The organism is Shewanella zhangzhouensis (assembly GCF_019457615.1).
Taxonomy (GTDB): domain Bacteria; phylum Pseudomonadota; class Gammaproteobacteria; order Enterobacterales; family Shewanellaceae; genus Shewanella; species Shewanella zhangzhouensis.
The window spans coordinates 3774495-3799843 of the sequence record NZ_CP080414.1 but is presented as its reverse complement, the minus strand read 5'-3'; the positions used below and the strand labels follow the sequence as shown (position 1 = coordinate 3799843).

The window sequence follows — 25349 nt, the reverse complement described above, 5'->3', positions numbered from 1 at the left end:
CAAGGGAGTGAAAGCTCGCTATCAGCCGGATCTCAACGGCTTTTTGGCCTTGTGTGGCCGAAACTACGCCTTATTGCTGCGCTGGCTACCCTCTGCGCTGGCCATGGATGCTCCCGCCAGCGTCCGTGGCAGCCATGGCATCCTTAAAATCACGCTGGTGGAAAATACCCGCTACACCCAATTGGTCGAAATTTCCCGCCCACTTGGAAAAACACCGCTAATTGAAGACCCTAAGGTATTGGTTCGGATTTATCATGATGCTAAATTAGCAGAAGTGTTAACTGGTCGGCAGTTTTCACTTCTCAGTGCGGTGTATGATTACCCCAATTTGCGAATGTACCAAAGTGATGAAAAGTACCAGGTCAATGCATTCCTGGAAGAGTTATTGAAGATTGGCTGCCGATACCAGTCGGCTGTGCAGTCTTAATTGTGGGTAAACATAGTGCTGAAAGAGGCTGTTGAATATTCGTTGGCAGAAGGGGAAGCTGCGCGCCTGGTGCAGATCACCGATCCACATTTATTTGCCAGCAACGACGGACAACTGCTGGGCGTTAACACCAGTCAGAGCCTGGCGGCTGTGCTCAATACCCTGAATGCCACCCATTATCCCGCGCACCTGATGCTCGCCACCGGCGATATCAGTCAGGATTACACACCGGATTCCTACCGTAACTTCGTTCAGGCAATCGAATTTCTTGGCCTGCCTTGCCATTATTTGCCCGGAAACCATGACGACCCAAGGGTCATGAGCCTGCATATGCAGGGCCCCAGAGTCTTCGGTCAGCAGCGTATTCTGATTGGGAACTGGCATATTCTAATGTTGGACAGCACAGTGCGGGGAAAGCCCGGAGGTCATATGGGGGAGTTGCAATTCTCTCTCATAGACCAAGCCATCGCAGCATACCCGAACCACCATACACTGCTGGTGATGCACCATAACCCTATTCTGATGGATTGCGCCTGGCTCGATCAGCACTGTATGGATAATGGCAGTGACTTTCTCGCCAGGGTATCTGCATACCCTCAGGTGAAGGGTATTCTCTGGGGCCATGTGCATCAGGCCGTGGATGAAGTCTATGCCGCAGTCAATGGTCAGCTGCCGCTGATGGCCACCCCATCTACCTGTATTCAATTCAAACCCAAGTCGCCGTACTTTGCCCTCGATCATCTGCAGCCCGGCTACCGTTTGCTGGAGCTTTTGAGCGATGGTAGCATTCATACACATGTTTACCGTGTGCCGGGCAATCGCTTTGCCCCGGACCACAGCTCCAGCGGTTACTGAGGTTCAGCAGACCGCAGCCTGAGGATGTATGCTGCTTTATATTCATGGATTCAATAGCTCCCCGCAGTCTGACAAAGGCGTATTGAGTGCCAACTTTATGGCTGCGCACCATGCCGGTGTTCGCTTGGTGCAGCCCCAATTGCCCACTGATATTGAGCAGGCAGTCGCGCTTTTGTGTGAGATCACTGAAGAAGCCAAGGCGAGGGGCGAACCACTGAGATTTATTGGCTCGTCCCTTGGGGGCTTTTTTGCCACTTATCTTGCCGAAACCTACGGTGGCAAGGCAGCACTGATCAATCCCGCTGTATCGCCGTACGATCTCTTTGAAGCCTTTTTGGGACCACAGCACAACCCCTATACCGGGGAAGACTACCTGGTGTTGCCATCCCACCGCGAAGCGCTCAAGCGCTATGATGTTGCTGCCATAGCCAATCCAGACCGTTTTTTTGTATTATTGCAAACCGGTGACGAGGTGCTGGACTATCGCCTGGCACTCGGAAAATACCATTGTTGCCGGCTGTTGATAGAACCCGGTGGAGACCACAGTTTTGTGGGTTTTGAGCGGCAATTACCGGATATCGCCGCTTTTTTAGAGTTACCTTGACAAACCGACTCGCAGGGCCGCACCATGGCCTGAATAACGAAGAATAACGTGCGCCATGACCAATCTATACAATTCTGATGCCATTGAGGTGCTTAACGGCCTTGAGCCGGTAAAGCGCCGTCCCGGTATGTATACCGATACCACACGTCCCAATCACCTGGGGCAGGAAGTCATCGACAACAGTGTGGACGAGGCGCTGGCGGGACACGCAAGTCGTATTGATGTTATTTTGCACACGGATAATTCCCTCGAGGTAATCGACGACGGCCGGGGTATGCCGGTGGATATCCACCCGGAAGAAGGCATCCCCGGGGTCGAGCTCATTCTCACCAAACTCCACGCCGGTGGTAAATTTTCCAATAAAAACTATCAGTTTTCCGGTGGCTTGCACGGTGTGGGCATTTCGGTAGTGAACGCCCTGTCACGCCGGGTTGAAATTACAGTGCGCCGCGATGCCCAGGTCTACGATATGGCCTTTGAGCACGGCGACAAGGTGGAAAGCCTGACCGTGACCGGCACCTGCGGCCGGCGTAATACCGGTACCCGGGTACATTTCTGGCCGGAGCCCAGCTATTTCGATTCGCCCAATTTCTCCATTACCAAGCTGACCCATCTGCTCAAAGCCAAGGCGGTACTCTGCCCCGGGCTCAGAATCAAATTCACCAACAAGCAAACCGGAGAAGTCCATGAATGGTACTTCGAGGCCGGGCTGACGGATTATTTGAAGAGTGCCGTGGGCGATGCCCCCATGCTGCCCCAAGAGCCCTTTGTGGGCAGTTTTGCCGGTAATCATGAGGCCGCAGATTGGGCCATTACCTGGTTACCCGAGGGCGGCGAATACCTGGCCGAAAGTTATGTAAACCTTATTCCCACTCCGCTTGGCGGCACCCACGTGAATGGCTTCCGTCAGGGGCTGTTGGAATCCATGCGTGAGTTTTGTGAGTTTCGAAACCTCATTCCCCGCGGCATTAAACTGAGTCCCGAGGACATCTGGGATAAAACGGCATTCATTTTGTCCATCAAGATGCAGGACCCCCAGTTTGCCGGCCAGACCAAGGAAAAACTGTCCAGCCGTCAGAGTGCGGCCTTTGTATCCGGCATAGTCCGCGATGCGTTTTCCCTGTATCTGAACTCCCACACGGATTTGGCCGAAATGCTGGCGGAGATGTGTATCTCCAACGCCCAGAAGCGGATGAAAGCGGCCAAGAAAGTCGCCCGTAAAAAGGTCACCGCAGGCCCAGCCTTGCCCGGTAAGCTGACCGACTGCAGCGGCCAGGACCCCATGACCTCAGAACTCTTTTTGGTGGAAGGGGATTCGGCAGGCGGCAGTGCCAAGCAGGCACGGGATCGCGAGTTTCAGGCCATCATGCCGCTGCGGGGCAAGATTTTGAATACCTGGGAGGTTGAGGCTTCACAGGTATTGGCATCTCAGGAAGTGCACGATATCTCCGTTGCCATCGGCTGCGACCCGGACAGCGATGATATTTCTGAGCTGCGTTACGGTAAGGTGTGTATTCTGGCTGACGCCGACTCGGATGGTTTGCACATCGCGACCTTGTTGTGCGCGCTCTTCCTCAAGCACTACCGGGTACTGGTGGAGCGGGGCCACGTGTACATCGCCATGCCGCCGCTGTTCCGTATCGATATAGGTAAAGAGGTATACTATGCCCTCGATGAGTCGGAAAAGCAGGGGATCCTCGACCGGATCGCGGCCGAAGGCAAAAAAGGTAAACCTCAGGTAACGCGCTTTAAAGGACTGGGTGAAATGAACCCTATGCAGCTGCGCGAAACCACCATGGACCCGAACACCCGGCGCCTGGTGCAGCTGACCATAGACGACAGTGACGATACTGTCGCGCTGATGGACATGCTGCTGGCGAAAAAACGCTCCGGCGACAGAAAAACTTGGCTTGAAACCAAAGGCGATCTGGCAATCATCTGATGTTGCCTGCCCATGATAACGATAACAGGCTAAAGAGAATGTTGAGTAATACACACCTCGGCCGCATGCTGATTGCCTGCCTCGCCTGTATAGCGACGCAGACTCAGGCCGAGCAAACGATGACAATTACCGTCACCAAGGGCTTTGGTATCACCCAATATGCCTCGGAGCTTGAGGATGCCAAGCAGCTCGCCGTCGGCGACAATGGCACTCTGTTTGTGGGCTCTGGCAAAGGTGGCACCATCACGGCCCTGGTCGACAGCAACAACGATGGGCGGGTAGACCGCCGCTATGTCGTGGGTAAAGGCCTGGATAATCCCGAGGCCATCGCCTTTCACAAGGGCCATCTTTACGTAGCCTTGGATGACAAAATCCTGCGTTATGAAGAGATTGAGCAGCGCCTGCGCCGTCCCGGCCGCCCCAAAGAAATTTATTCCAAACTTCCCGGAGATACCAAAAAGAGTTCCCGCTATATGGCGTTTGGCCCCGATGGCAGACTTTATATCGCCATAGGCTCGCCCTGTAACGTGTGTGAGTCAGAATCACCATTTGGCTCTGTTATCGCCATCAATGTGGATACCGGCGCCAGTGAACAGATTGCGACCGGGGTACGAACCGTGAGGGGCATGGACTGGGCTCCGCAGGATGGCAAGCTGTGGTTTGCCGATATCGGCCGCGACTGGATGGGCGACAACCTGCCTCCGGATGAAATAAACCGAATCGATATCAAGGGTATGCATTACGGATTCCCCTATGTGCACGCCACTGATGTGATTGAACCCGCCTACGAGAAGCCTGAAAACCTTAAGATCGTGAGCCCGGTTTATGAACTGCCAGCCCACGTGTCTCCCATGGGCATGCTGTTTTATCGTGGTGAGCAATTCCCGGCGGAATACCATAACCAGTTGCTGGTGGCAGAAAACGGCTCCTGGAACCGCTCGAGCAAAATTGGCTACCAGATAGTGGTCCTGACCCTGGATAAGGGCGAAGTAAAGCGCCGCGAGACACTGATAAGCTTTCTGGACGGTGAGTTTCCGGTGGCCCGCCCCTATGGCATGGCATTGGGCGCCGACGGCTCACTGTTTATCTCGGACGATTTGAAAGGCAACGTTTACCGGTTCTTCTACAGGCATGAAGCCGAAGAAGAGGCGCCAACGCAGGAAGAGCAACCATGAGTGACGCCATTGACTTAAGCCTGGACGGTGTAGAGCAAATGCCCCTGAGGCGCTTCACCGAAGAGGCCTATCTCAACTATTCCATGTACGTGATCATGGATCGGGCCCTTCCCCATATCGGTGATGGCCTCAAGCCGGTGCAAAGACGTATCGTCTACGCCATGAGCGAGCTGGGTCTCAATGCCCAGTCAAAGCACAAGAAATCCGCCCGTACCGTGGGTGACGTGCTGGGTAAATATCATCCCCACGGTGACAGTGCCTGTTACGAAGCCATGGTGCTGATGGCCCAGCCATTTTCCTACCGCTATCCGCTGGTGGATGGTCAGGGTAACTGGGGGGCGCCTGACGATCCCAAGTCCTTCGCCGCCATGCGATATACCGAAGCCAGGTTGTCACGCTTCTCCGAAGTGCTGCTCTCTGAGCTCGGTCAGGGCACTGTGGATTGGGGCGTCAACTTTGACGGCACCATGAAAGAGCCCAAGGTGTTACCGGCCCGCTTGCCGCACATTCTGCTTAACGGTGTAACCGGTATTGCCGTGGGTATGGCGACGGATATTCCGCCCCACAACGCCCGGGAACTGACCCGCGCCTGTATCGAGTTAATTGATAATCCTGCCACTGAGCTCAATCGCTTAATGGAACTGGTACCTGGGCCTGATTATCCCACAGAGGCGGAAATCATTACCCCCGCCGATGAAATTGCCAAGATTTACGAGTCCGGCCGTGGCTCCATCCGGATGCGCGCTGTCTACGAGATGGAAAACGGTGAGGTGGTGATCTCTGCGCTGCCGCATCAGGCCAGCTCCAGTAAGATCCTCGAGCAAATCGCCGCCCAGATGCAGGCGAAAAAGCTGCCGATGGTGACGGACCTGCGTGACGAATCCGACCACGAAAACCCGGTGCGACTGGTGTTGGTACCACGCTCTAACCGGGTGGATGTGGAACAGCTGATGGCCCACCTGTTTGCGACCACCGAGCTTGAAAAGAGTTATCGGGTTAACCTGAATGTGATTGGCCTGGATGGCCGTCCCAAGGTAAAAGGTCTGAAGGACATGCTGGCCGAATGGCTGGTGTTCCGTACCGAAACCGTACGACGCCGTCTGCAATTCCGTCTGGATAAGGTGTTGGCAAGACTGCATATCCTCGAAGCTTTGATGATTGCCTTCCTTAACATCGATGAAGTGATTGAAATCATTCGCTTCCACGATGAGCCCAAGGCCGAGCTGATGGCGCGTTTCGGTCTGTCTGACCGTCAGGCCGAGGCCATTCTGGAACTCAAGCTGCGCCATCTGGCCAAGCTCGAAGAGATGAAAATCAAAACCGAGCAGAGCGAACTTGAAGAAGAGCGCAATAAGCTGGAGCAGATCCTGGGTTCGGAGCGCCGTCTCAAGACCTTAATCAAGAAAGAATTGGAAAAGGATGCCGAAACTTACGGTGACGATCGCCGCTCGCCTCTGGTCGTGCGCGGAGAGTCCCGTGCCCTGACCGAACAGGAACTCTTACCCACCGAACCTGTGACAGTTGTGCTGTCTGAAAAGGGGTGGGTACGCTGTGCCAAGGGCCACGATATAGACGCAGGCGCCCTGTCTTATAAAGCGGGCGATGGTTTCCTTTGTGCGGCGCAGGGGCGCAGTAACCAGCAGAGTGTGTTTATCGACAGCTCTGGCCGAGCCTTCTCCACCGATACCCACACACTGCCGTCGGCGAGAAGCCAGGGCGAGCCTATTACCACCCGCTTTAATCTGGCTCCGGGCGAAACCATGGAGCATGTGCTTTTGGGTGAAGAGCAGCACCACTACTTGCTCGCCAGTGATGCAGGTTATGGTTTTGTCTGCTCTTTTGCCGATATGATCTCCCGTAACAAGGCCGGTAAGGCGCTGCTCAGTTTACCATCCGGCGCCAAGGCGCTGGCGCCTCGCCGGGTTGACAAAGACGCCAATCCGTCCATTTTGGCCATCACCAATGAAGGCCGCATGCTGGTCTTTGGGCTGGATGCGCTGCCGCAACTGGCGAAGGGGAAGGGCAATAAAATTATCGGTATTCCCAGCGAGCGGGCTAAAAACCGTGAAGAGCTGCTGATACACCTGCACCTGGTGCCGGCCGACTCGGCCGTGACCCTGTGGGCAGGCAAACGTAAGTTGACGCTGAAGAGTTCCGATCTCGAGCATTACCGGGGTGAGCGAGGCCGGCGTGGCGCCAAGCTGCCACGGGGTCTGCAACGGGTCGACAGTGTTGAGCTGGGTGAAGGGGATACCCCGGCCCTGTAAACTTTGCAAATGGGTGTGTTTGACGCACAGTAATAAAAAAGCACTGCCAGGCAGTGCTTTTTTATTTGGAACTGAGTCCCAGGATGCGCAGCTAAACTGCACCTTGCGCCGTTATGGGTCAGCAGCTTGAGCGAGATAGAAGTCTGCTTTATCAGGCGACTTCGTAGTAATTGGGTTCAACGTCCAGCTGGCGCTGAATCACTTCAAGGGTCGTTTGAATGCATTTGCCACACTGGCTGCCAACACCCAGACGTTTTTTCACCGCGGCCAGAGTGGTATCGCCCTGATGAACGGCTTCCTGGATTTGGGTATCTGTCACGGCATAACAAACACAGACATACATGGCGAAAAATGCTCCGGCGGTTGAATGATGTGGATTATAAATAAAAACCGTTCTCATCATCAATAACGCTTTTTTATATAGGTGAGCTATTTCTCACTTAGCGGTTATCTGAAAATGGACTAACCCAATCCCCAAATCCGGCAAAAACTGTGCTTGGCTGGCAGTGGTCAGGCTTTACATTCTTCGCTCTTAAAGCTGACCACCAACAAAAAAAGGCGCACTCGGCGCCTTTTCTACAATATTTCAATGTCTTGCATTAGTTTTGCGGATTGGCTTAATAGCCCCGTTCGAAATTGACCCGGTGAGACAGGGTCTCTCCGAGCAAAAACTTGTGGTAATTGCTGCTGAAGATCTCCGCAACCTGCTCAGGAAAGCTCGGCGCCGCGATATGAGGGGTGACTATGACGTTGCCAAGTCCCCAAATAGGGTGCTCTTCCGGCAACGGCTCCTGATTGAACACATCCAGCACCGCTTGCTGCTGCGGATGCTGCCTGAGCTGACGCTCCAGTGCATCCAAATCCAGCACGTCCCCCCGGCCGAGATTGAAGAGCACGGCATCGGGTTTCATCCGGGCCAGTATCTCTTCATTTAATATCCCCTTGGTGGCCTCGGTACTCGGTAGAATACTGGCAATGGCATCGGCCCTTGCCATGAGTGTCGGCAAGGACTCCAGGGTAGCCACTTCATCAAAGCCCACGGTGGCCTTGGCGCTGCGATTGATACCAGTCACTCTCATGCCGAAGTGTTTTGCGGTTTGCGCCAGATGCTTGGCGATGGAGCCTGTGCCGAGCAACAACAGCTCTGATCCTTGCAGGGTCTTGTAACTGCCCGGCAACCAAAGTTTTTGCTGTTGTTGGCTCTTATAAAGCGCATGTTCCCGTTGGCGGGCGAGCAGGTAACCGAAGAGGTACTCACTCATCAGTGGGCCGAAAATGCCCCGTACATTGGTGAGCAGATAGTCACGGCGCTGGCGGGGTTTGACCAACAAATCGACCCCGGCGAAGGTGGACTGCATCCAGCGCAGCCCTGAGGCATGGTTTACGAGGGGAGCTGCCAGCCCGGGCTCTGCCAGCCAGATGTCAGCCAGTCGGATATTGGCCGGGTTATCATCCAGCAGTTCAAGCTCCGGAAGATGGCAGGAGGCGAGCAGGCTGCGGTAACGTTCGTTTTCACGGGTCAGAAGCAGTAGCTTGTGTCTCAAGGTATGTTCCCCTTATTCTTGTAGTTATTGCGCTATCATAACTACTTTAGTCGTATGGAAACAATTCAAGTACTCTGTAATAAGTTGGCGGCATCCCTTCACCCCTGGATGTCGGAAATTGCCACTGCACTGGTGGCCTGTGTGCTCATCGTATTGGCACCGGATATCAATCGTGCACTGCAAAGACTGGTGGGGGCTCGTCACTTTGTTGTGCGCACCAGCCTGTTTATCCTCATCAATGCCTTTGGGTTTGGCATACTCATCGTCTGGCTTGCACCGCAGCTGGCTGCCGGGCTCAGAGGGCTGACAGGCACCTGGTTGGTGCCTGTGCTGGTGTTAAGTTTTATCTTTATCGGTGTATGGGCCCAGCGACAGCGTCAGCTGTGAACTCTGATTGTGCACTTTGGTTATGCACTCTGGTTGTGCACAGTCAGCCAAACCAATGCCGATAATCGCAGTTTGACGGTTCGCCAAGGGCCTTTCGTGCCAGGTCGGGGTAATTGGCAAATACCCCGTCTACCCCCATGGCAGCAAGGGCGCGGATATCATCGCCATCATCCACAGTGTAAACGTATACCTTCACGCCCATGGTGTGAGCCTGGTCCACGATAGCCTGACTGATAAAACTGACATCGAGATGCAATGACCAGGCCTGCATTTGCCCGGCGATAGCGGCACCATCCAAAGGCAGCGACCCCAGCAGCGGTGCCACCCGCGCCTCGGGCACATCCACCTTGAAATTGGCCAGCTCCGGATGATTGAACGAAGAAATCAGCAGCTGCTCGGGTGAATAACTCAGCTCAGCCATGGCCCTGTGGTACAGGGCCTTCATAGGCTCGCCGGTATGAATGCCCTTTAATTCGATATTCACTATGCAGCGGGCATTAAGGAGTTCGAGCACCTGCCACAAGGTCGGGATGGGCTCGCCGCGAACCGACAGCTTTTGAAGCTCTGCCTGTGTGTGGCGGTGGATGAGCCCCTTGCCATTGCTTTTGCCTTCCAGGCGCCGGTCGTGGAACACCACCAGTTCACCCTCGACGTTATGCACGTCAAGTTCCACCGCTTCTGCCCCCAGCTCCAGTGCCAATGCCATGGCCTTGAGGGTGTTTTCCGGGGCGTAACCGCTGGCACCCCGGTGAGCGAAAATTAACATGGATTCTCCTTGGATCAGCGCAGCTGGATTTGGGTGTCACGGCTCGGCACACCCCCTTGATTGATGGTGATTTCCATCTGGGGATAGGCCAGCTCCAGATTGTTTTCTTTCAGCTTGCTGCTGATACGTTTGTGCAGATCGTGCCTCAGTGGCCAGCGGCTGCCCATATCCTTGGCATAGGCCCTCACTTCATAATCCTGGGTGTGTTGACCAAAGCCGGCGAACCAGACTTCGGGCTCAGGCGTATGCAATGCATGCTGGCATTCCTTGATGGCCTGATAAAGGCTGGCTTCGACCTTGGCGGGATCGGAATCTCTGGCAACGGCCACCTTGATGATCACCCGTGTTATTGGGTCGGACAGCGACCAGTTGATCAGCTGCTCGGTGATAAAGGCTTTGTTGGGGACGATAATTTCTTTTCGGTCCCAATCTATGATGGTGGTGGCCCGAATTTGAATTTTGCTGACGGTACCGGTGAGATCGCGAATGGTGACCGTATCGCCGATCCGCACCGGCTTTTCAAACAGTATGATAAGACCCGAGATAAAGTTGGCAAAAATCTCCTGCAAACCAAAACCCAAGCCCACCGACAGGGCGGCAATCAGCCACTGCAACTTGGACCACTCCATCCCCAGAGTAGAGAAGCCCACCAGGGTGCCTACCATCACCACCAGATAGCGGCTGACCGTGGTGATGGCAAAGCCCGTCCCCGGGGTTAAGTCCAGTCGCTGCAACAGCACCAGCTCCAGCAAACCGGGCAAGTTGGTGGCTATCATCAGCGAGAACACCATGATAAGCACCCCAAAAAGCACTGACTTGAGGGTGATGGGCACCAGCTGTTCTCCACCGTCGATAATGGCGGTGCTGGTCCACAGATTGATACCGTCGAGGAAGGAAAACAGTGCCGAGTGGGTTTGAGTCCACAGGCCAATCAAGCTGGCCAGAAACGCCAGAATCAACAAGGAACGCACCAGCCCAAGTGACTGACTGGAAATGGTTTCGAGGTCTACTTTGGGCTCTTCGTACACATCCTGGGTGTCGGCGGACACGGTTTCTCCCCGCTCCCGCTGTGCCAGTTTTTCAGCCCGTTTCGCCTTGGCACGGTCAAAGGCGATGCGGCGCCGCTCAATCAGCATCCAACGCTTTATGAGTTGATACAACAGCAAAAAGCCCAGCGCCAGCAACAGGGATATCTGCAGCTGCAGCATGAGTTGGAACGAGGTGAAGTAAAAGCCGCGTAGTGCCAGCAGGGTACAGATGGCGGGGGTCAGCAGCAGCATCAACCACAAAAAGCGCTGGAGCAGACGGCGGTTTTTCCCTTCGGGTTCGTGGCTCTGTCGATAGCCTCTGGCGTATTTGAGGATATCGCGATAGAACCACAGCAGTTGCAGACACAGCAAAATAAAGGCGCCCCGGCCGAGACTGTTTCTCACCAGAGAGACATCCAGAATTTCGGTGAAACTGACCACGGCGACCAGGGGCAGGGCCAGTAGCATGGCCGCCTTAAGACGCTGTTTCCCGTGCTCTATTACCTCTTTGGGTCTGCGGAAATGGCCTATCAGCAGGCCTTTCTCAATAGAGAGCAGAAACATAAAGCGGTAAACCAGATAGACACAGCCCGACACCAGGATCCCGGCACCCACGGCCTGCACCAGATTGTACTGACTGAGCATGAAAAAGCCGCCGGCCAGCACGATTGGGGCGGGGCGAAGCAGGGCATAGCCCAGGGTCAACAGCAGGGTTTCGAAGGTGTACTTGAAATCATCCTGGGTTACATTGCCAACGGGCTGTAAAAAGTGACCCATGGCTTTATCAAATCGGGGGCGGGCCACATCCTGAACTACCCAGAAGAGCACCAATAAAATCAGCCACCACGACCAGTAATCACTCTGCTCATCCAGCGCCAGCGACAGCTGCTGCCAGGGAGCCTGTTGAACCAGCCAGATCAGGCTGCGATGCAAATCTGTCAGCCAGAGCTTGCCGATGGGGGCGGCATTGGGTACCCAAAACAGATGCTCACTGAGGGTATTTTTCAGGGTGACATATTGGGCATTGAGCTCAGTGTGGCTCACCTTGAGTTTGGCCAACTCGCTCAGCAGCAAATCAAAACCCTGCAGCATCTGCTTCAGTAATTTTTGCTCAGCCAGGAGCAGGCTGTACTGGGCCTCGCTGTAGAGGGCTTTTTGATCCAGTTGTTCCTGATTACGCGCCAGCTCCTGCTCCATCTGGTAGCGGGCCAGGCGCGCGTCGGCGATTTGATTTTGTAAATGTTCTGGATTGGGGGGCTTTGGCAGGCTTTGCAACATCTGCAAAAAGCGTTCGCCAAAGGCGGAATTGGTTTTCACCCAGGAGATTTGTTCCTGAACACTGGACACCTGCAGTGACTGTTCCTGATAACGCTTTTCGGCCACTTCCTGCATGTCGACCACGTTGTCAATCTGCAGGGTCAGGGTCTGCAGTTTTTGCCCCAGCAGGGCATTGTTGGCTTGCAGTTGTTGCGAGAGGGCATCCTGGGCTTCTGTGCCTGCAGATAGGTTATTGGCCAGCGTCGCGTCGGTAACAGCCTGACGCTGGCTGCTGATGGCACGGTTCAGCTTTTCGATGAAGAGTTCCTGCTGCCTAAGTTGTGCCCGTACCAACTGCAATTGCAGCTGCGTCAGTTCGATGCGTTTCTGGCTGGATGCCTGTTCAGCCTCCAGTGTTGCCAGGTTCTGCTCGTAATAGTGTCGCTGCGCCTGCTGCAATGCGCCGTTGGGGCTGTCCAGAGGGGCTTGGGGTGCCTTCTGATGCTGGATAAGGGCTTGTCTGGCATTCGCCACCGCCGTGGGCAATTGATTATGGCGTTGTAGCAGCGTGCTTTGCTGCTGTATCAGCTGAGTCTCTTCTTCCTTTAGGGTCGATAGCTGCAAATAGGCTGCCGATGCCTGCTGATTCAGATCCTGCCGTCTGGCCAATGGCAACTCTTTTTGGGTTGCCGCCAGTGCTTTTTGTAAGCGGGCCTTTTCATCGGCAAAGCCCAGTAGCTGCTGCTGATATTCAGCGGCCTGCTGGGCGAGGAGTTCGGCGGTTTCTGTCAGCTCCAGCGTCTGCTGCGAAACGCTTGGTTGGGGTGTGTTGCTTCCCTGGGAGAAGCCCAGCCGTTTTTCCAACTGCAATGAGGGGTTGGCGAGGGAGAAAAGCGGGAAAAAAAAGAGCGCAATCAGCAAAAAACGTAACATGGCACCAAACTTGGGCTGAAGTGAAATCAACTCGCCCATGTTATCAAAGCCAGCAGGAATTGGTATGTCAGTCTAAGGCCTTTTTTTGCCTTTGCTGGCGGTGACTCTGTGCGGTTTCATACACTGCGGTGGATACCACCAACAGACCACCTATCAGGGTGCTGAGGTTGACTGTTTCACCAAGTAGCAGAAGGGCCAGGACGGTGCCGTAGAAGGGCTGAAGACAGGACACCAAGCCTACCGTTTTGGCGCTTAAATGCCTCAGCGCCGAGGTGAACAGCGCATGGGGCATGGCGGTAAATATAACGCCGAGCAGAATCAGCAACTGCCAAACATCACTGGTCACTTCTTTTGGTGTCGATTCAACAAAACTGCCCAGAAAGAGCACGGCAACGAGGGTTTGATAGAACATGGCCTGGGGGCCTGTGTACTGGGCAAAATAGCGTTTGTGCAGCAAGTTGCGGGCGGTAAAGAGCGCTGCTGACAGCACACCAACCAAAATCCCCAGAGTAATATCGTTACCCAGACTTGTCTCGGGGATCAGTAGCGCCACGCCCGTGAGTACGGCCACGCCACTGACCAAGTCACGCAGGTGGGGACGGATGCCATTGATAAGGGGTTCGACCAACACGGTCATCACCGGGTAGGTGAAAAAGGCAATCATGCCTATGGCGACCGAGGACATTTGCATCGAGGCAAAATAGGTGACCCAGTGCAGGCTAACGATGACGCCAAGGGCCAGTGCAATGCCATAGTCTCTGGTATTGCCAAGTCTGAGTGGATGGCGGGTGGCTTTGACTATCAAGGCCAACACCAGGGCGGCGATGGCGCAGCGATAAACGGTGATATCGAGAGCCCCGAGCGGGATAAGCTTGGAGAAAAGTGCGGTACCGCCAAACAGCAATACCGCAGAGTGTAACTCAAGCAGTCCCGACGAGGCCTTGGACATCAGTCCTCCAGCTTGGCGAAAGGCTGGCCCATGCGGGTCACGGCTTCGGGTTTTACGTCGTCGGCGAAGTCATCGATGGCATCTTTGGCAAACAGCATCACCACAGTGCTGCCAAGCTTGAAGCGGCCCATTTCGGCGCCTTTTTCCAGCGTGAGGGCCTCAGGGCCTTCGGTGGGGTAATCCCAGGTAAAGACCTTTTTACCGGTGGGCGGTGTGACAGTGCCAGCCCAGACAGTTTCAATGCTGGCGACTATGGTGGCGCCCACGAGTACCATGGCCAGCGGGCCTTTTTCAGTCTCGAAAATCGCCACAACACGCTCGTTGCGGGCAAACAGACCCGGCACGTTGCGGGCAGTCAGCGGGTTAACCGAAAACAGCTCTCCGGGCACATAGGTCATTTTCGACAGTGTGCCTTTGATGGGCATATGAATCCGGTGGTAATCCTTTGGCGCCAGGTAAATTGTGGCAAAATCACCTTCTTCAAAACGGGCTGCATCGTCGGCCTGACCACCCAAAAGCGCCAGCGCCGAATAGTGGTGACCTTTGGCCTGGAAAATACGGCCATCCTCGATGGGACCCAACTGGCTTACGGCTCCGTCAACAGGATGTACCATGATGTTCTCAGCCTGATCTATGGGGCGCAGGCCAGGTTTCAGCTCACGGGTAAAGAAGTCGTTGAAGGTTTTGTAGGCTTCGGGGTTGGAATGCAGGGCTTCACTCATGTTGATGCCGTACTGCTTAATAAACCATTTAATGAAGGCGGTGGTTACAAAACCAGCCTCGGCGGCGGCAAATTTGCCGACGATGCGTGATACCAAATGCTTTGGCATCAGGTATTGGAGGGCGATTTTCACTTTATCCACTTGTCTTTGTCCTTTTGCTTTCAATTTGTTGCCGGATCATTCTTCGTTGTGTCTGAAATGACGGGCGTGACGCTGTTCATCCAGACTGGCGATGATCCTGTGATAATTATTGAATCTGTCCTGATGGATTTTGCCGGCTTCCAGTGCTTCGCGAAGACTGCAGCCCGGGTCATCCAAATGCTTGCAATCACGGAATTTACAGGTGCCGAGGTAGTCGCGAAATTCGGTAAAGCACCAGCTGACCCTGTCGGGCGGCAGATGCCAGAGGGCGAATTCCCGTACGCCGGGGGAATCTATCAGATCGCCACCGCTTGGCAAGTGTAACAATCTGGCTGTGGTGGTGGTGTGTTGGCCAAGGCCAGAGCCTTCGGACACTTCGCCGGTCAGCAGTTCTGCATCGGGAAGCAAGGCGTTGATCATGGAGGACTTACCCACACCAGATTGGCCTACGAATACACTGATTTTGTCGTTGAGCAGGGCTTTAACCGTGTCGATACCGGCTTTTGATTTACTGCTGACTTCGTACACTGGGTATCCGAGCGAGCGGTATCTGCCGAGCGCAGCTTCGATATCGGCTCTGTCCTCATCATTCATCAGGTCGATTTTATTGAGGATGATAACGGGGGAGATGCCCGTGTCTTCCGAGGCAACCAAATATCGGTCAATTATCTGGGTAGTAAAGGCCGGTACAACGGAGGAGACAATCAGGATCTGATCAATATTGGCGGCAATGATTTTTACGCCGTCATACAGATCCGGCCGGGTCAGTGACGAGGTGCGGGGATGCACGGCTTCCACCACGCCACCAATGGCGCTGCCATCCTCCAGAGCCTGACGGACAATCACCTTATCTCCGGTGACCAAGCTTTGTATGGTTCTGCGAATGTTGCAGCGAATGATTTCACCACTGCTGATCTCCACATCGGCATGCTGACCGAAGCGGGAAATGACCACGGCGGGTTCTTCCTGACCGAGTGAACTATCCTGTAATTCAGGCGCCTGGTTTTCGAGTTTGCCGCGGCTGAGCCGCTTTTCATGATTGGCGCGCATACGGCGCAATTGGCCATGACTGAGAGGTTTCTTTTTACTCACAAAGCTGTCTTCGTCAATAATCTGATGTGGTTGGGGATAAAAAGCATTATGATACACGGTCTTTGACAAAAAAGCCTGAAAATACGGCGCGGGAACCAAAAGGCAGGTATATGGCTGCAGACGCAAAAAATCTTATTTGGATTGATCTTGAGATGACAGGATTGGAGCCTGAAGTGGACCGGATCCTGGAGATTGCCACCCTGGTAACCGATCAGGACCTGAACATCCTGGCCCAGGGGCCTGTGATAGCTATTCATCAGTCTGACGAGGTTTTGGCAGCCATGGATGATTGGAACCAGCAGCACCACGGTGCCTCAGGTCTGATAGAACGTGTACGAAGCAGCCAATACACAGAAGCTGACGCCATTGCCCAGACAATTGATTTCCTGTTGTTGCATGTCCCCAAGGGCGTTTCACCTATGTGCGGCAACAGCGTAGGGCAGGACAGACGTTTCCTGAACAAGTACATGCGCGAACTGGAAGATTTTTTCCACTACAGAAATATCGATGTCAGCACTATCAAAGAGTTGGTAAAACGCTGGGATCCTGAAGTGATGAAAGGCTTCAAGAAACAAGGCACCCACCAGGCGCTGCTTGATATCCAAGAGTCCATTGCCGAACTGCAGTTCTATCGCGACAAAGTATTTAAAATTTGAGCAAACGATAGATAAATCTGTGGCGGGGGGTTGCAGGCCATGGAAATTTTCATATAATGCGGCCTCACCTTTACAGTGGTACGTTGTGAGGGGTGAATTCGCGACTCTAGCTCAGTTGCAGTAATAAAGGACAATACCTCGATTACAGCTATCTGACAGAGAACGCAAAATGCGACATTAGCTCAGTTGGTAGAGCGATACCTTGCCAAGGTATAGGTCATCGGTTCGAACCCGATATGTCGCTCCAAATTCTCAGGCGTTTCGGCCTTAAAACGAAAATGCGACATTAGCTCAGTTGCAGTAAGAAAGGGCGATACCTCGATTACAGCTATCTGACAGAGAACGCAAAATGCGACATTAGCTCAGTTGGTAGAGCGATACCTTGCCAAGGTATAGGTCATCGGTTCGAACCCGATATGTCGCTCCAAATTCTGACTTCGCCAGTCATAAAACAGCGAATGCGACATTAGCTCAGTTGCAGTAAGAAAGGGCGATGCCTCAATTACAGCTATCTGACAAAGAACGCAAAATGCGACATTAGCTCAGTTGGTAGAGCGATACCTTGCCAAGGTATAGGTCATCGGTTCGAACCCGATATGTCGCTCCAAATTTTGACTTCGCCAGTCATAAAACAGCGAATGCGACATTAGCTCAGTTGGTAGAGCGATACCTTGCCAAGGTATAGGTCATCGGTTCGAACCCGATATGTCGCTCCAAATTTTGACTTCGCCAGTCATAAAACAGCGAATGCGACATTAGCTCAGTTGGTAGAGCGATACCTTGCCAAGGTATAGGTCATCGGTTCGAACCCGATATGTCGCTCCAATTTCCTTCCTTATACTCCCTCAATAAATATGTAATTCAAATGCAGGATTATTCCCGGCGTTTTGGATGGGCATTTTGTCTCCTTGCTGTGAGCGCAGGCACAGAGTGCCTTAGTAGAGTGATCTTCTGCAAAGAACCATCAAAAGCCCGCAGATGCGGAATTTCGCATTTACTGAATTATGATGCAATTCAAATAATCCATAGATAAATGCTTCCATAATGACCCCAGACAGAATTGAAATTGGCCTTAACAGGGTCATTGAAGATGGAGGCAGTCCTATGCGTATTCAACAATTGCGTGAGCTTCTGGAGTACCTGGCAACATGCCGGCTGGAAATGGCTCAACTTTACAAAAGGCTGCATGCCCAAGCTGACTCTTCCAGGGTGAAATTGATGCTTGAGTACTTCCAGCAGCAACAAAAGCACATTGCAAAAAAACTGGAAGACTATGTGGACGATGCGCCATCCAGACTTCTGGATACTTGGTATAAAGACCTTATTTTTGAAGATTTTATCAAGCGCTGCCAGAGCACTATGTTACCAGCCAATATGCAGGAAGACGATGTGCTGAGTCTGCACCTGGATTTGGAAAACCGCCTGATTGCATTGCTGGAAAAAACCGCTGAAACATCGCAAACCGAAGAAATTCGCAGTGCCTTGGCCGATTTGGTCAGAGTAGAAAAGATTCAGCAGCAGAGACTCGTCCACAGTACCATCCGGATGGACGATATCTAGCCACAAACAATGAAAAAAACCGGCCTCAGTGGCCGGTTTTTTTATGGGTAAAGCCAGAAGGGTCAATCACTTTGCATGATTTACGTCAAAGTTTTCTTCACCGCCATGCTGTTATCGTGTGAAGCGGTCTGTCTCTAGGTTTTATCGTTGTCTTTATCCTGCACAGGCAGAGTAATGGCCTTGTATAGCCCAAGCGCCACCAGGAGCACGCACAACAGCAGCAGTGCCTGGATCAGGATGTTGGAAGACAAAGGTAAGCTGATCAAGAGTACTGAAAGCACCAGGATCAACAAGGTGAGCAGCATCGTCCTTGTGCCAGTCATACTTGTACTCCAAAAAGTGGCTAAACCCCGCAAGGGTGTTCACTGTATAAGTGTATAAAGTCATCCGCCGGGCCGCCAGTAGACACCGTTATTTGATTGCATCCGATGTGAAATGGAGTTGAAGGTATGAGTGATTCTTGCCTGTCCTTGCCTCAAACACTGTATACGGCCGCCCAGGTGAAGGCTGCTGAAATCAATGCTGTCAATTCGGGGGCTTGCAGCCTGTACGAACTGGTCGAGCAGGCCGGCAGCGCCGCCATGGCGATTTTGGAGTCGTCAGAGCACTGCAATTTGGCCACCGTGGTTTTGGTGGGCAAGGGTAACAATGGTGCCGATGCGCTGGTGGTCGCCAGATTGCTGCTGACCAGGGGCAATCGCGCCCGGGTGCTGCTGCTTGGACAAGGCAAAACCCAGGAATATGCCGCCGCCATGGCCGCTTTTGTCGAGGTTGGTGGCATCACAGAAGCTTTTACTGAATCAGCCCTTGAAGGTGCTGAAGTCATCATTGATGGGGTATTGGGTACCGGAAGCAGCGGCGAACTCAGTGAAGACTTGCAGCAGTGTTTCAACGCGGTGAACTCGACACCAGCCTGGGTGCTGAGCCTGGACATGCCTTCCGGTGTGAATGCCGATACCGGCAATGTGAGCCCGGTGGCGATTCAAGCCGATGTCACCCTGTGTTTTGGCGGGCTAAAGCAGGGGCTTTTTACTTCCAGAGCACGGCATTTTGCCGGGCTTATTCGCTATGCATCGCTGGGGCTTACTGATTTTCTCGCCAAGTTCCCGGCAGAGGCTCAGCGGGTTGATGCAGGGTACCTGAAGGACCTGCTCGGACGTCGTCCCCGTGACAGCCACAAGGGGAAATCCGGCAAGGTTACCATCATGGGTGGCAACTATGGCATGGCAGGTGCGGTCAGGCTGGCCGGGGAGGCCTGTCTTCGTGCCGGTGCGGGACTGGTGACGGTTATCAGCCGACCGGAACATCAACTGACAGTGAATGCCAACCGGCCAGAGCTGATGTTCTGGGGCTGTGAACTGGTGGACATGGAGGTGTATCTGCGTTTGGGCTGGGCGGATGTACTGGTACTTGGACCCGGCCTTGGCAAGGATGACTGGGGTTATAACCTGTATAAGGCGGTTGGCTTATCGGATAAACCCTGCGTGCTCGATGCCGATGCACTGAACCTGTTATCGAAAGAGCCGTGCAGGCAGATCAATCGTGTTTTGACGCCCCATCCCGGCGAGGCTGCAAGGCTGCTGGGGGTGTCCACTGCCGAGATAGAAGTCGACAGATTTGCCGCCGTCAGGCAATTGCAGGAGAGGTTCGGAGGCGTCGTCTTGCTTAAAGGGGCTGGTACACTTATCTATGACGGCGATACCCTGGTGGTGGCTCCCGTTGGCAATCCGGGCCTTGCCAGTGGTGGGTGCGGAGATGTTTTATCTGGTATAATCGCCGCACTTATGGCTCAGGGGCTCGATACCATGACGGCAACCATTGCCGGTGTGGTGATCCACGGTGAAGCGGCGGACCTCGCAGCACTTGCCGGAGAGCGGGGCATGCTCGCCAGTGACCTGATGCCTTTTATTCGCCAATTGGTCAATAGTGATTTAATCTAGGCAACATTGATATAGCCAGTGCCAGCAAAGGGTGTTGGCGCTGTTGCTGACTATTCAAGAGCCGAGATGACAGACGTTAAGATTTTTCTCGAGACTGACGAGCAAACCATTGCCATCGGTCAAAAACTCGCAAAACATATCCATCCCCCGTTAACGCTTTACCTCACCGGTGAATTGGGTGCGGGTAAAACGACGCTCAGCCGCGGCATTATTCAGGCTCTGGGGCACCAGGGCGCAGTGAAAAGCCCAACTTATACCCTGGTGGAACCTTACGAGCTTGCGAATGTCGAAATTTATCATTTTGACCTTTATCGTCTCGCTGACCCCGAAGAGCTGGAGTTTATGGGGATCAGAGATTATTTTTCCGACAAAAGCCTTTGTATAGTAGAGTGGCCTGACAGGGGATTCGGTTTATTGCCTGAAGCCGATTTACACCTGCATTTGGTATATGCGGGCACTGGACGAGAGCTCAGTATCCAGGCTGGTTCTGCAGCCGGAAGAGCAGTGATAGAAAATCTCAGCGAATGAATAGAATAATAAGCAGACTTTTTTTCGTTTTAACCCTGCTGTTTTCCGTTGGCGCCTTAGCTGCGAATCAGCTGGACGGTGTCAGGATATGGGCTGCACCGGAATCGACCCGGGTAGTGTTTGATCTCACTGCCAAACCCAGTTACACCCATTCTACTCTGGTGGGCCCGGACCGACTGGTGTTGGACCTGAGTGATACCCAGTCCAGGGTGGCGTTCGACAAAATCGCCAATAATTCCAAGTTGGTGAAACGGGTACGCCTGAGCAAACCTCCGGCTAAAGGTATTCTGCGACTGGTTATCGACCTCAACCGGCCGGTGAATGCCAATCTATTTTCGTTACCGCCAACCGCCCCCTACGGCAACCGTCTTGTGGTAGACCTTGAAGAAAAAGCAAACGAAAGCAAGGCGATAGTGGCGCCGCCTTCGTCTCTGCGTGACATTATCGTTGCCATCGATGCCGGACACGGCGGGGATGACCCGGGGTCTATTGGCCCATCAGGTCTGTATGAGAAAAAAATCGCCTTTGAAATTGCCAAACGGGTGCAGGCCAAGATAGATGCCACCCCGGGGATGAAAGCGGTATTGACCCGTACCGGTGACTACTACATTCATCCGAACAAGCGCTCGGAGCTGGCACGAAAACACCGCGCCGATCTGCTGGTGTCTATTCACGCCGACGCTTTCACCTCGCCCAACCCTCGCGGTGCGTCAGTGTGGGTGCTGTCTATGCGCCGTGCCAACAGTGAAATTGGTCGCTGGCTTGAGCAAAAAGAAAAACACTCAGAGCTTTTGGGTGGTGCCGGTGAAATTATTCAGAATGCCGATAACGAGCAGTATCTGGCCATGACCTTGCTTGATATGTCCATGGACAGATCCATGGCAATCAGCCACAGCATCGCCGGTGATGTGCTCAAAGAGCTGGGCAAGGTGACAGACTTGCATAAGAACCTGCCTGAATCAGCCAGTTTGGCAGCACTGAAGTCTCCAGACATTCCTTCTATCCTGGTGGAAACCGGCTTTATCTCCAATCCCAAGGAGGAGAGCTTGCTCAAGAGCAGTTCACACCAGGAGCGCCTGGCCAAGGCGATCCACACGGGGGTGCTGAGGTATTTTGAGACCAATCCTCCCAGTGACTCGCTTATTGCCAGCCGTGCGAACAGCCAACACAAGGTCAGTCGCGGCGAGTCTTTATCCGTGATTGCGGCCCAATATGGCATTTCTGTCATCAGTCTCAAACAGGCGAATAACCTTAAGTCCGACACCCTGCGTGTGGGCCAGAAGCTGGTGATCCCCAAAGGATAAACAAGGAATACCCCATGGCAATTCAGGTATTGCCACCTCAGTTGGCAAACCAGATTGCGGCTGGCGAGGTGGTAGAGCGCCCAGCCTCGGTGATTAAAGAGCTGGTGGAAAACAGTTTGGATGCGGGTGCTACCCGGGTCGATATTGATATCGATAAGGGCGGCAGCAAGCTTATCCGTATTCGCGACAATGGTGGCGGTATTCCGAAGGCAGAGTTGGCGTTGGCACTGGCGCGCCATGCGACGTCCAAGGTGCAAACCCTCGAAGATCTCGAAGCGATTCTGAGTTTTGGCTTTCGCGGTGAGGCGTTGGCGAGTATCAGCTCAGTGTCACGACTGACCCTGACGTCGCGCACCGCCGAGCAATCTGAGGCCTGGCAGGCCTATGCAGAGGGCTCAGAGGTGGCTATCCGGGTGATGCCTGCGGCGCACCCTGTCGGCACCACCATTGAGGTGGCCGATCTCTTCTTTAACACCCCGGCCAGGCGGCGATTTCTCAAGAGTGATAAAACCGAATTCACCCATATTGATGAATGGCTTAAGCGCATCGCTCTGATACGTTCTGATGTGCATTTCTCCCTGAGCCACAATGGTAAGCCTGTGCGTCAGTACCGGGGCGCGGCGACCGATGCTCAGTACCTGCAGCGACTTGCTCAGGTGGCGGGCAGGGCTTTTGCCGACAGCGCCATTAAGGTCGACTGTCAGCACGATGGTATGCTGCTGAGCGGCTATTTGCAGTCACCTGCGCTGTCTGAACTGGTGGATTGTCATTACTTTTATGTGAATGGCCGCCTCATCCGCGACCGATTGGTCAATCATGCGGTGCGCCAGGCCTTTGGTGAACTGGGTACCTTTGAACAGCCTGCGTTCGTGCTGAGTTTGACGCTGGATCCCCATCAGGTCGATGTGAACGTGCACCCGGCAAAACATGAGGTGCGTTTTCACCAAGCCCGATATGTTCATGATTTTATTTTGCAGGTGCTGCAGTCGGCATTAAGCCAGATGCAGGACTTGCCCCTTGCTGAGGAGCTGCCAGGGGCTCAGGCGTCCCCCGCGTCCCCGGCGTCGGTTAGAGAACAAACGGCAGGATACGCACCACATACCTTTGACAGTGGCTCTGGGCATGAAGCTGCCAATGTCCACAGTCGTTTGCCGGATACTCAACTCGGCCACCGCCAATCCGACATGGCTACATCTCGGCAGCGCAGTGGTATTGATGCTGGCCTTAATCAAGGCTCATCAGCCCATGGCGTGCCACAAACCGGATTTGGACGGTCGGGAAACACTGCCGGGTTTGAAACTGCAGATCGCCATGGGAGTGGCTATTCGGGCGCAGGGCAGGGACAGCGTTATGTCCGCGACCAATTATCCGGGCAACAGCGTCAGGCAGCCCAGTATTATGCCGAGCTGCTGCACACTCCTGAGGTGGCAAGCCCCAGCGGCAGTGCTCAGGCTGTTCTCCCCATGCCGCCCTTGCTTGCGGGCCGCTACTGGGTGTTGGCACAGGATGAGCGTCTTCGTTTGTTATCCATCGTAGATGCGGCCAAAGCGCTTGTCGTGCAGGAACTATTATCCAAGCTGCCAACGGGGTTGGTGGGGCAGCCGCTGCTGATGCCGGTGGCCGTTTCCGCCGATGGGGATTGGACCATGATATTGGCCGAACGGGAGTCGCTGCTTCGGCGTCTTGGTCTTGAACTGACAATTCGCTATCAGCAGTTGATAATCAAAAAAGTGCCCCCATATCTGAGGGACAGTCAGCTGGCCAAGCTTATCCCTGAGTTTCTGGAATGGATAAAGTTAGAGGTGCCGGCCGACGAAGCCCTGTGTCACTGGTTGGCTCAGCAGGTGACAGGTTTTGATGCGGCCCCCAAGGTGTGGCAGCGTATTCAGTCCCTTGAAGCGACTGTTCGTAATAAGATTTTAGAGAGTGCCAGTGATTTGCCCTGGCAGACATGGCTGGATGAACACAAACACTGACACGACTTCCCTGCCCAAGGTGCTGTTTTTAATGGGGCCTACAGCCTCAGGCAAGACAGCGCTGGCGCTGGATATGGCTGAACATCACAACTGTGAGATTATTTCGGTCGACTCGGCGCTGATTTATCGTGGCATGGATATAGGGACTGCCAAACCCACAGCCCAGGAGCTGGCGAGGGCACCCCACAAGCTGATAGATATCCTTGACCCGCTCGAAAGTTACTCGGCGGCAGACTTCAGGGCCGATGCTGTCAGAGAAATAGAAGAGACGCTATCCCGTGGTAAAACCCCGCTACTTGTTGGCGGGACCATGATGTATTTCAAGACCTTGCTCGATGGTTTATCACCGTTGCCCAGTGCAGATGACGCCGTTAGGGCTCAAATTGCTGTCGAGGTTGAGGCGCGGGGATGGCAGGCGCTCCATGATGAATTGCGGCAGATAGATCCCGTGTCCGCTGAGCGTATTCATCCCAATGATCCCCAGCGTCTATCGCGGGCCATTGAGGTATACCGAATAAGTGGCAAGACACTGACAGAGCTGACTAAAATTAAAGCTGAGTCTTTGCCTTATCAAATGGTGCAGTTTGCCATTGCACCGCAAGACAGAGCCGTGCTGCACGGTCTTATCGCAAAGCGATTTCAGCAGATGCTCGCCGAAGGCTTTATCGGTGAAGTGGAAACCCTGAGAGCTCGAGGGGATCTGCACCTTGAACTGCCCTCGATGCGCTGCGTAGGTTACCGGCAGGCATGGCAGTATCTGGATGGTGAATTTGACCATGCTACCATGGTCGAAAAAGCTGTGGCCGCCACTAGGCAATTGGCAAAGCGTCAATTAACATGGTTGCGGGGATGGCCTGAGTTACACTGGTTGGCCAGCGGCGACGAAGGGAATTTAGACAAACTTGTGCAGCAATCCCGGTAGTGAATCTGCTTTTGCTGTATACTACTCAATTCAAACAGAAAACGTTTGCATTGGACTTTTATAATTTAAAAAGGAAATAACAAATGGCTAAGGGGCAATCTTTACAAGACCCATTTTTGAACGCACTGCGCCGTGAGCGTGTTCCCGTTTCTATTTATTTGGTTAACGGCATCAAGCTTCAGGGACAGGTTGAGTCTTTCGACCAGTTCGTGATCCTGCTGAAAAACACTGTAAGCCAGATGGTTTACAAGCACGCCATTTCTACCGTTGTTCCATCCCGTCCATTCAACGTGGGCAGTCATCAGGGTGGCAGCAACTACAATGCCCAACAAGACGACAGTGCCGGCGAGCAGTAATTCCGGACGTCTATTTTT

At 53.7% G+C, this 25349-nt stretch carries 23 protein-coding genes and 5 tRNA genes; 20 read left to right on the top strand and 8 right to left on the bottom strand.

The genetic code is table 11. From position 1 onward, the window contains the following. The first annotated feature begins 7 nt into the window (after window positions 1–7). The 6 genes from K0H63_RS16710 to parC all read left to right on the top strand — a co-directional run bounded on the left by K0H63_RS16710 (window position 8) and on the right by parC (window position 7270). On the top strand, window positions 8–427 hold the full coding sequence (locus K0H63_RS16710; RefSeq protein ID WP_220065652.1) for a DUF1249 domain-containing protein: 420 nt from the start codon (window positions 8–10) through the stop codon (window positions 425–427). Between the two features lie 15 nt (window positions 428–442). Next, window positions 443–1282 (top strand): 3',5'-cyclic-AMP phosphodiesterase, encoded by an 840-nt coding sequence (gene cpdA, locus K0H63_RS16705; RefSeq protein ID WP_220067937.1) that lies wholly within the window; start codon window positions 443–445, stop codon window positions 1280–1282. 28 nt (window positions 1283–1310) lie between these two features. Further along, window positions 1311–1886 (top strand): YqiA/YcfP family alpha/beta fold hydrolase, encoded by a 576-nt coding sequence (locus K0H63_RS16700; RefSeq protein WP_220065651.1) that lies wholly within the window; start codon window positions 1311–1313, stop codon window positions 1884–1886. 55 nt (window positions 1887–1941) lie between these two features. Continuing rightward, window positions 1942–3828, top strand: a complete 1887-nt coding sequence (gene parE, locus K0H63_RS16695) for a DNA topoisomerase IV subunit B (protein ID WP_220065650.1) — start codon at window positions 1942–1944, stop codon at window positions 3826–3828. A 65-nt stretch (window positions 3829–3893) separates the two neighbouring features. After that, complete coding sequence (locus tag K0H63_RS16690; protein WP_258405722.1) at window positions 3894–5003, top strand: PQQ-dependent sugar dehydrogenase; 1110 nt, start codon at window positions 3894–3896, stop codon at window positions 5001–5003. Beyond that, window positions 5000–7270 (top strand): DNA topoisomerase IV subunit A, encoded by a 2271-nt coding sequence (gene parC / locus K0H63_RS16685; protein ID WP_220065648.1) that lies wholly within the window; start codon window positions 5000–5002, stop codon window positions 7268–7270. Before K0H63_RS16690 ends, parC begins: the two co-directional genes overlap by 4 nt. Before the next feature lie 151 nt (window positions 7271–7421). Here the strand turns inward: parC and K0H63_RS16680 are convergent, their stop codons facing one another. Both K0H63_RS16680 and K0H63_RS16675 read right to left on the bottom strand, forming a co-directional pair. Then, window positions 7422–7613: a (2Fe-2S)-binding protein gene (locus tag K0H63_RS16680; protein WP_203324952.1), complete on the bottom strand. Its 192-nt coding sequence runs from the start codon at window positions 7611–7613 to the stop codon at window positions 7422–7424. 274 nt (window positions 7614–7887) lie between these two features. Beyond that, window positions 7888–8814: a D-2-hydroxyacid dehydrogenase gene (locus tag K0H63_RS16675; RefSeq protein WP_220065647.1), complete on the bottom strand. Its 927-nt coding sequence runs from the start codon at window positions 8812–8814 to the stop codon at window positions 7888–7890. Window positions 8815–8868: 54 nt separating this feature from the next. Here K0H63_RS16675 and K0H63_RS16670 point away from each other — a divergent pair, with 54 nt between their 5' ends. Further along, window positions 8869–9201, top strand: a complete 333-nt coding sequence (locus tag K0H63_RS16670) for a DUF3392 domain-containing protein (protein WP_220065646.1) — start codon at window positions 8869–8871, stop codon at window positions 9199–9201. A gap of 43 nt (window positions 9202–9244) precedes the next feature. Here the strand turns inward: K0H63_RS16670 and K0H63_RS16665 are convergent, their stop codons facing one another. The 5 genes from K0H63_RS16665 to rsgA all read right to left on the bottom strand — a co-directional run bounded on the left by K0H63_RS16665 (window position 9245) and on the right by rsgA (window position 16089). Further along, the gene (locus tag K0H63_RS16665; RefSeq protein WP_220065645.1) at window positions 9245–9967 is read right to left on the bottom strand and encodes a glycerophosphodiester phosphodiesterase; all 723 of its coding nucleotides are present in this window, start codon (window positions 9965–9967) and stop codon (window positions 9245–9247) included. A gap of 14 nt (window positions 9968–9981) precedes the next feature. Beyond that, window positions 9982–13185, bottom strand: a complete 3204-nt coding sequence (locus K0H63_RS16660; RefSeq protein WP_220067936.1) for a mechanosensitive ion channel domain-containing protein — start codon at window positions 13183–13185, stop codon at window positions 9982–9984. A gap of 67 nt (window positions 13186–13252) precedes the next feature. Beyond that, window positions 13253–14134, bottom strand: coding sequence for a DMT family transporter (locus K0H63_RS16655; RefSeq protein ID WP_220065644.1), 882 nt, complete (start codon window positions 14132–14134; stop codon window positions 13253–13255). Then, window positions 14134–14997, bottom strand: a complete 864-nt coding sequence (asd, locus tag K0H63_RS16650; protein ID WP_220065643.1) for an archaetidylserine decarboxylase — start codon at window positions 14995–14997, stop codon at window positions 14134–14136. The genes K0H63_RS16655 and asd overlap by 1 nt, the downstream gene beginning before the upstream one ends. Before the next feature lie 36 nt (window positions 14998–15033). Then, window positions 15034–16089, bottom strand: coding sequence for a small ribosomal subunit biogenesis GTPase RsgA (rsgA, locus tag K0H63_RS16645; protein ID WP_220065642.1), 1056 nt, complete (start codon window positions 16087–16089; stop codon window positions 15034–15036). Window positions 16090–16199: 110 nt separating this feature from the next. Here rsgA and orn point away from each other — a divergent pair, with 110 nt between their 5' ends. The 7 genes from orn to K0H63_RS16610 all read left to right on the top strand — a co-directional run bounded on the left by orn (window position 16200) and on the right by K0H63_RS16610 (window position 18305). Beyond that, complete coding sequence (gene orn / locus K0H63_RS16640) at window positions 16200–16745, top strand: oligoribonuclease (protein WP_220065641.1); 546 nt, start codon at window positions 16200–16202, stop codon at window positions 16743–16745. 171 nt (window positions 16746–16916) lie between these two features. Continuing rightward, window positions 16917–16992, top strand: a tRNA-Gly gene (locus K0H63_RS16635). A gap of 104 nt (window positions 16993–17096) precedes the next feature. Beyond that, a tRNA-Gly gene (locus K0H63_RS16630) sits at window positions 17097–17172 on the top strand. Between the two features lie 104 nt (window positions 17173–17276). Beyond that, window positions 17277–17352: transfer RNA gene (locus K0H63_RS16625), tRNA-Gly, on the top strand. Between the two features lie 33 nt (window positions 17353–17385). Then, window positions 17386–17461, top strand: a tRNA-Gly gene (locus tag K0H63_RS16620). A 33-nt stretch (window positions 17462–17494) separates the two neighbouring features. Further along, window positions 17495–17570: transfer RNA gene (locus K0H63_RS16615), tRNA-Gly, on the top strand. Between the two features lie 279 nt (window positions 17571–17849). Then, on the top strand, window positions 17850–18305 hold the full coding sequence (locus K0H63_RS16610) for a ferritin family protein (RefSeq protein WP_011761138.1): 456 nt from the start codon (window positions 17850–17852) through the stop codon (window positions 18303–18305). A 134-nt stretch (window positions 18306–18439) separates the two neighbouring features. Here the strand turns inward: K0H63_RS16610 and K0H63_RS16605 are convergent, their stop codons facing one another. Beyond that, entirely contained in the window at window positions 18440–18628 is a 189-nt protein-coding gene (locus tag K0H63_RS16605; protein WP_157608355.1) for a hypothetical protein, read from the bottom strand. A 126-nt stretch (window positions 18629–18754) separates the two neighbouring features. On the opposite strand from K0H63_RS16605, the gene K0H63_RS16600 reads away from it, so the two are divergent. The 6 genes from K0H63_RS16600 to hfq all read left to right on the top strand — a co-directional run bounded on the left by K0H63_RS16600 (window position 18755) and on the right by hfq (window position 25331). Next, window positions 18755–20245 (top strand): NAD(P)H-hydrate dehydratase, encoded by a 1491-nt coding sequence (locus tag K0H63_RS16600; protein WP_220065640.1) that lies wholly within the window; start codon window positions 18755–18757, stop codon window positions 20243–20245. A 66-nt stretch (window positions 20246–20311) separates the two neighbouring features. Further along, the gene (gene tsaE, locus K0H63_RS16595; protein WP_220065639.1) at window positions 20312–20773 is read left to right on the top strand and encodes a tRNA (adenosine(37)-N6)-threonylcarbamoyltransferase complex ATPase subunit type 1 TsaE; all 462 of its coding nucleotides are present in this window, start codon (window positions 20312–20314) and stop codon (window positions 20771–20773) included. Continuing rightward, complete coding sequence (locus tag K0H63_RS16590) at window positions 20770–22077, top strand: N-acetylmuramoyl-L-alanine amidase (RefSeq protein ID WP_220065638.1); 1308 nt, start codon at window positions 20770–20772, stop codon at window positions 22075–22077. Before tsaE ends, K0H63_RS16590 begins: the two co-directional genes overlap by 4 nt. A gap of 14 nt (window positions 22078–22091) precedes the next feature. Further along, entirely contained in the window at window positions 22092–24053 is a 1962-nt protein-coding gene (gene mutL / locus K0H63_RS16585; RefSeq protein WP_220065637.1) for a DNA mismatch repair endonuclease MutL, read from the top strand. Further along, window positions 24037–24975: a tRNA (adenosine(37)-N6)-dimethylallyltransferase MiaA gene (gene miaA / locus K0H63_RS16580; RefSeq protein ID WP_220065636.1), complete on the top strand. Its 939-nt coding sequence runs from the start codon at window positions 24037–24039 to the stop codon at window positions 24973–24975. Before mutL ends, miaA begins: the two co-directional genes overlap by 17 nt. An 83-nt stretch (window positions 24976–25058) precedes the next feature. After that, complete coding sequence (hfq, locus tag K0H63_RS16575) at window positions 25059–25331, top strand: RNA chaperone Hfq (RefSeq protein WP_203324937.1); 273 nt, start codon at window positions 25059–25061, stop codon at window positions 25329–25331. The last annotated feature ends 18 nt before the right edge of the window (window positions 25332–25349 follow it).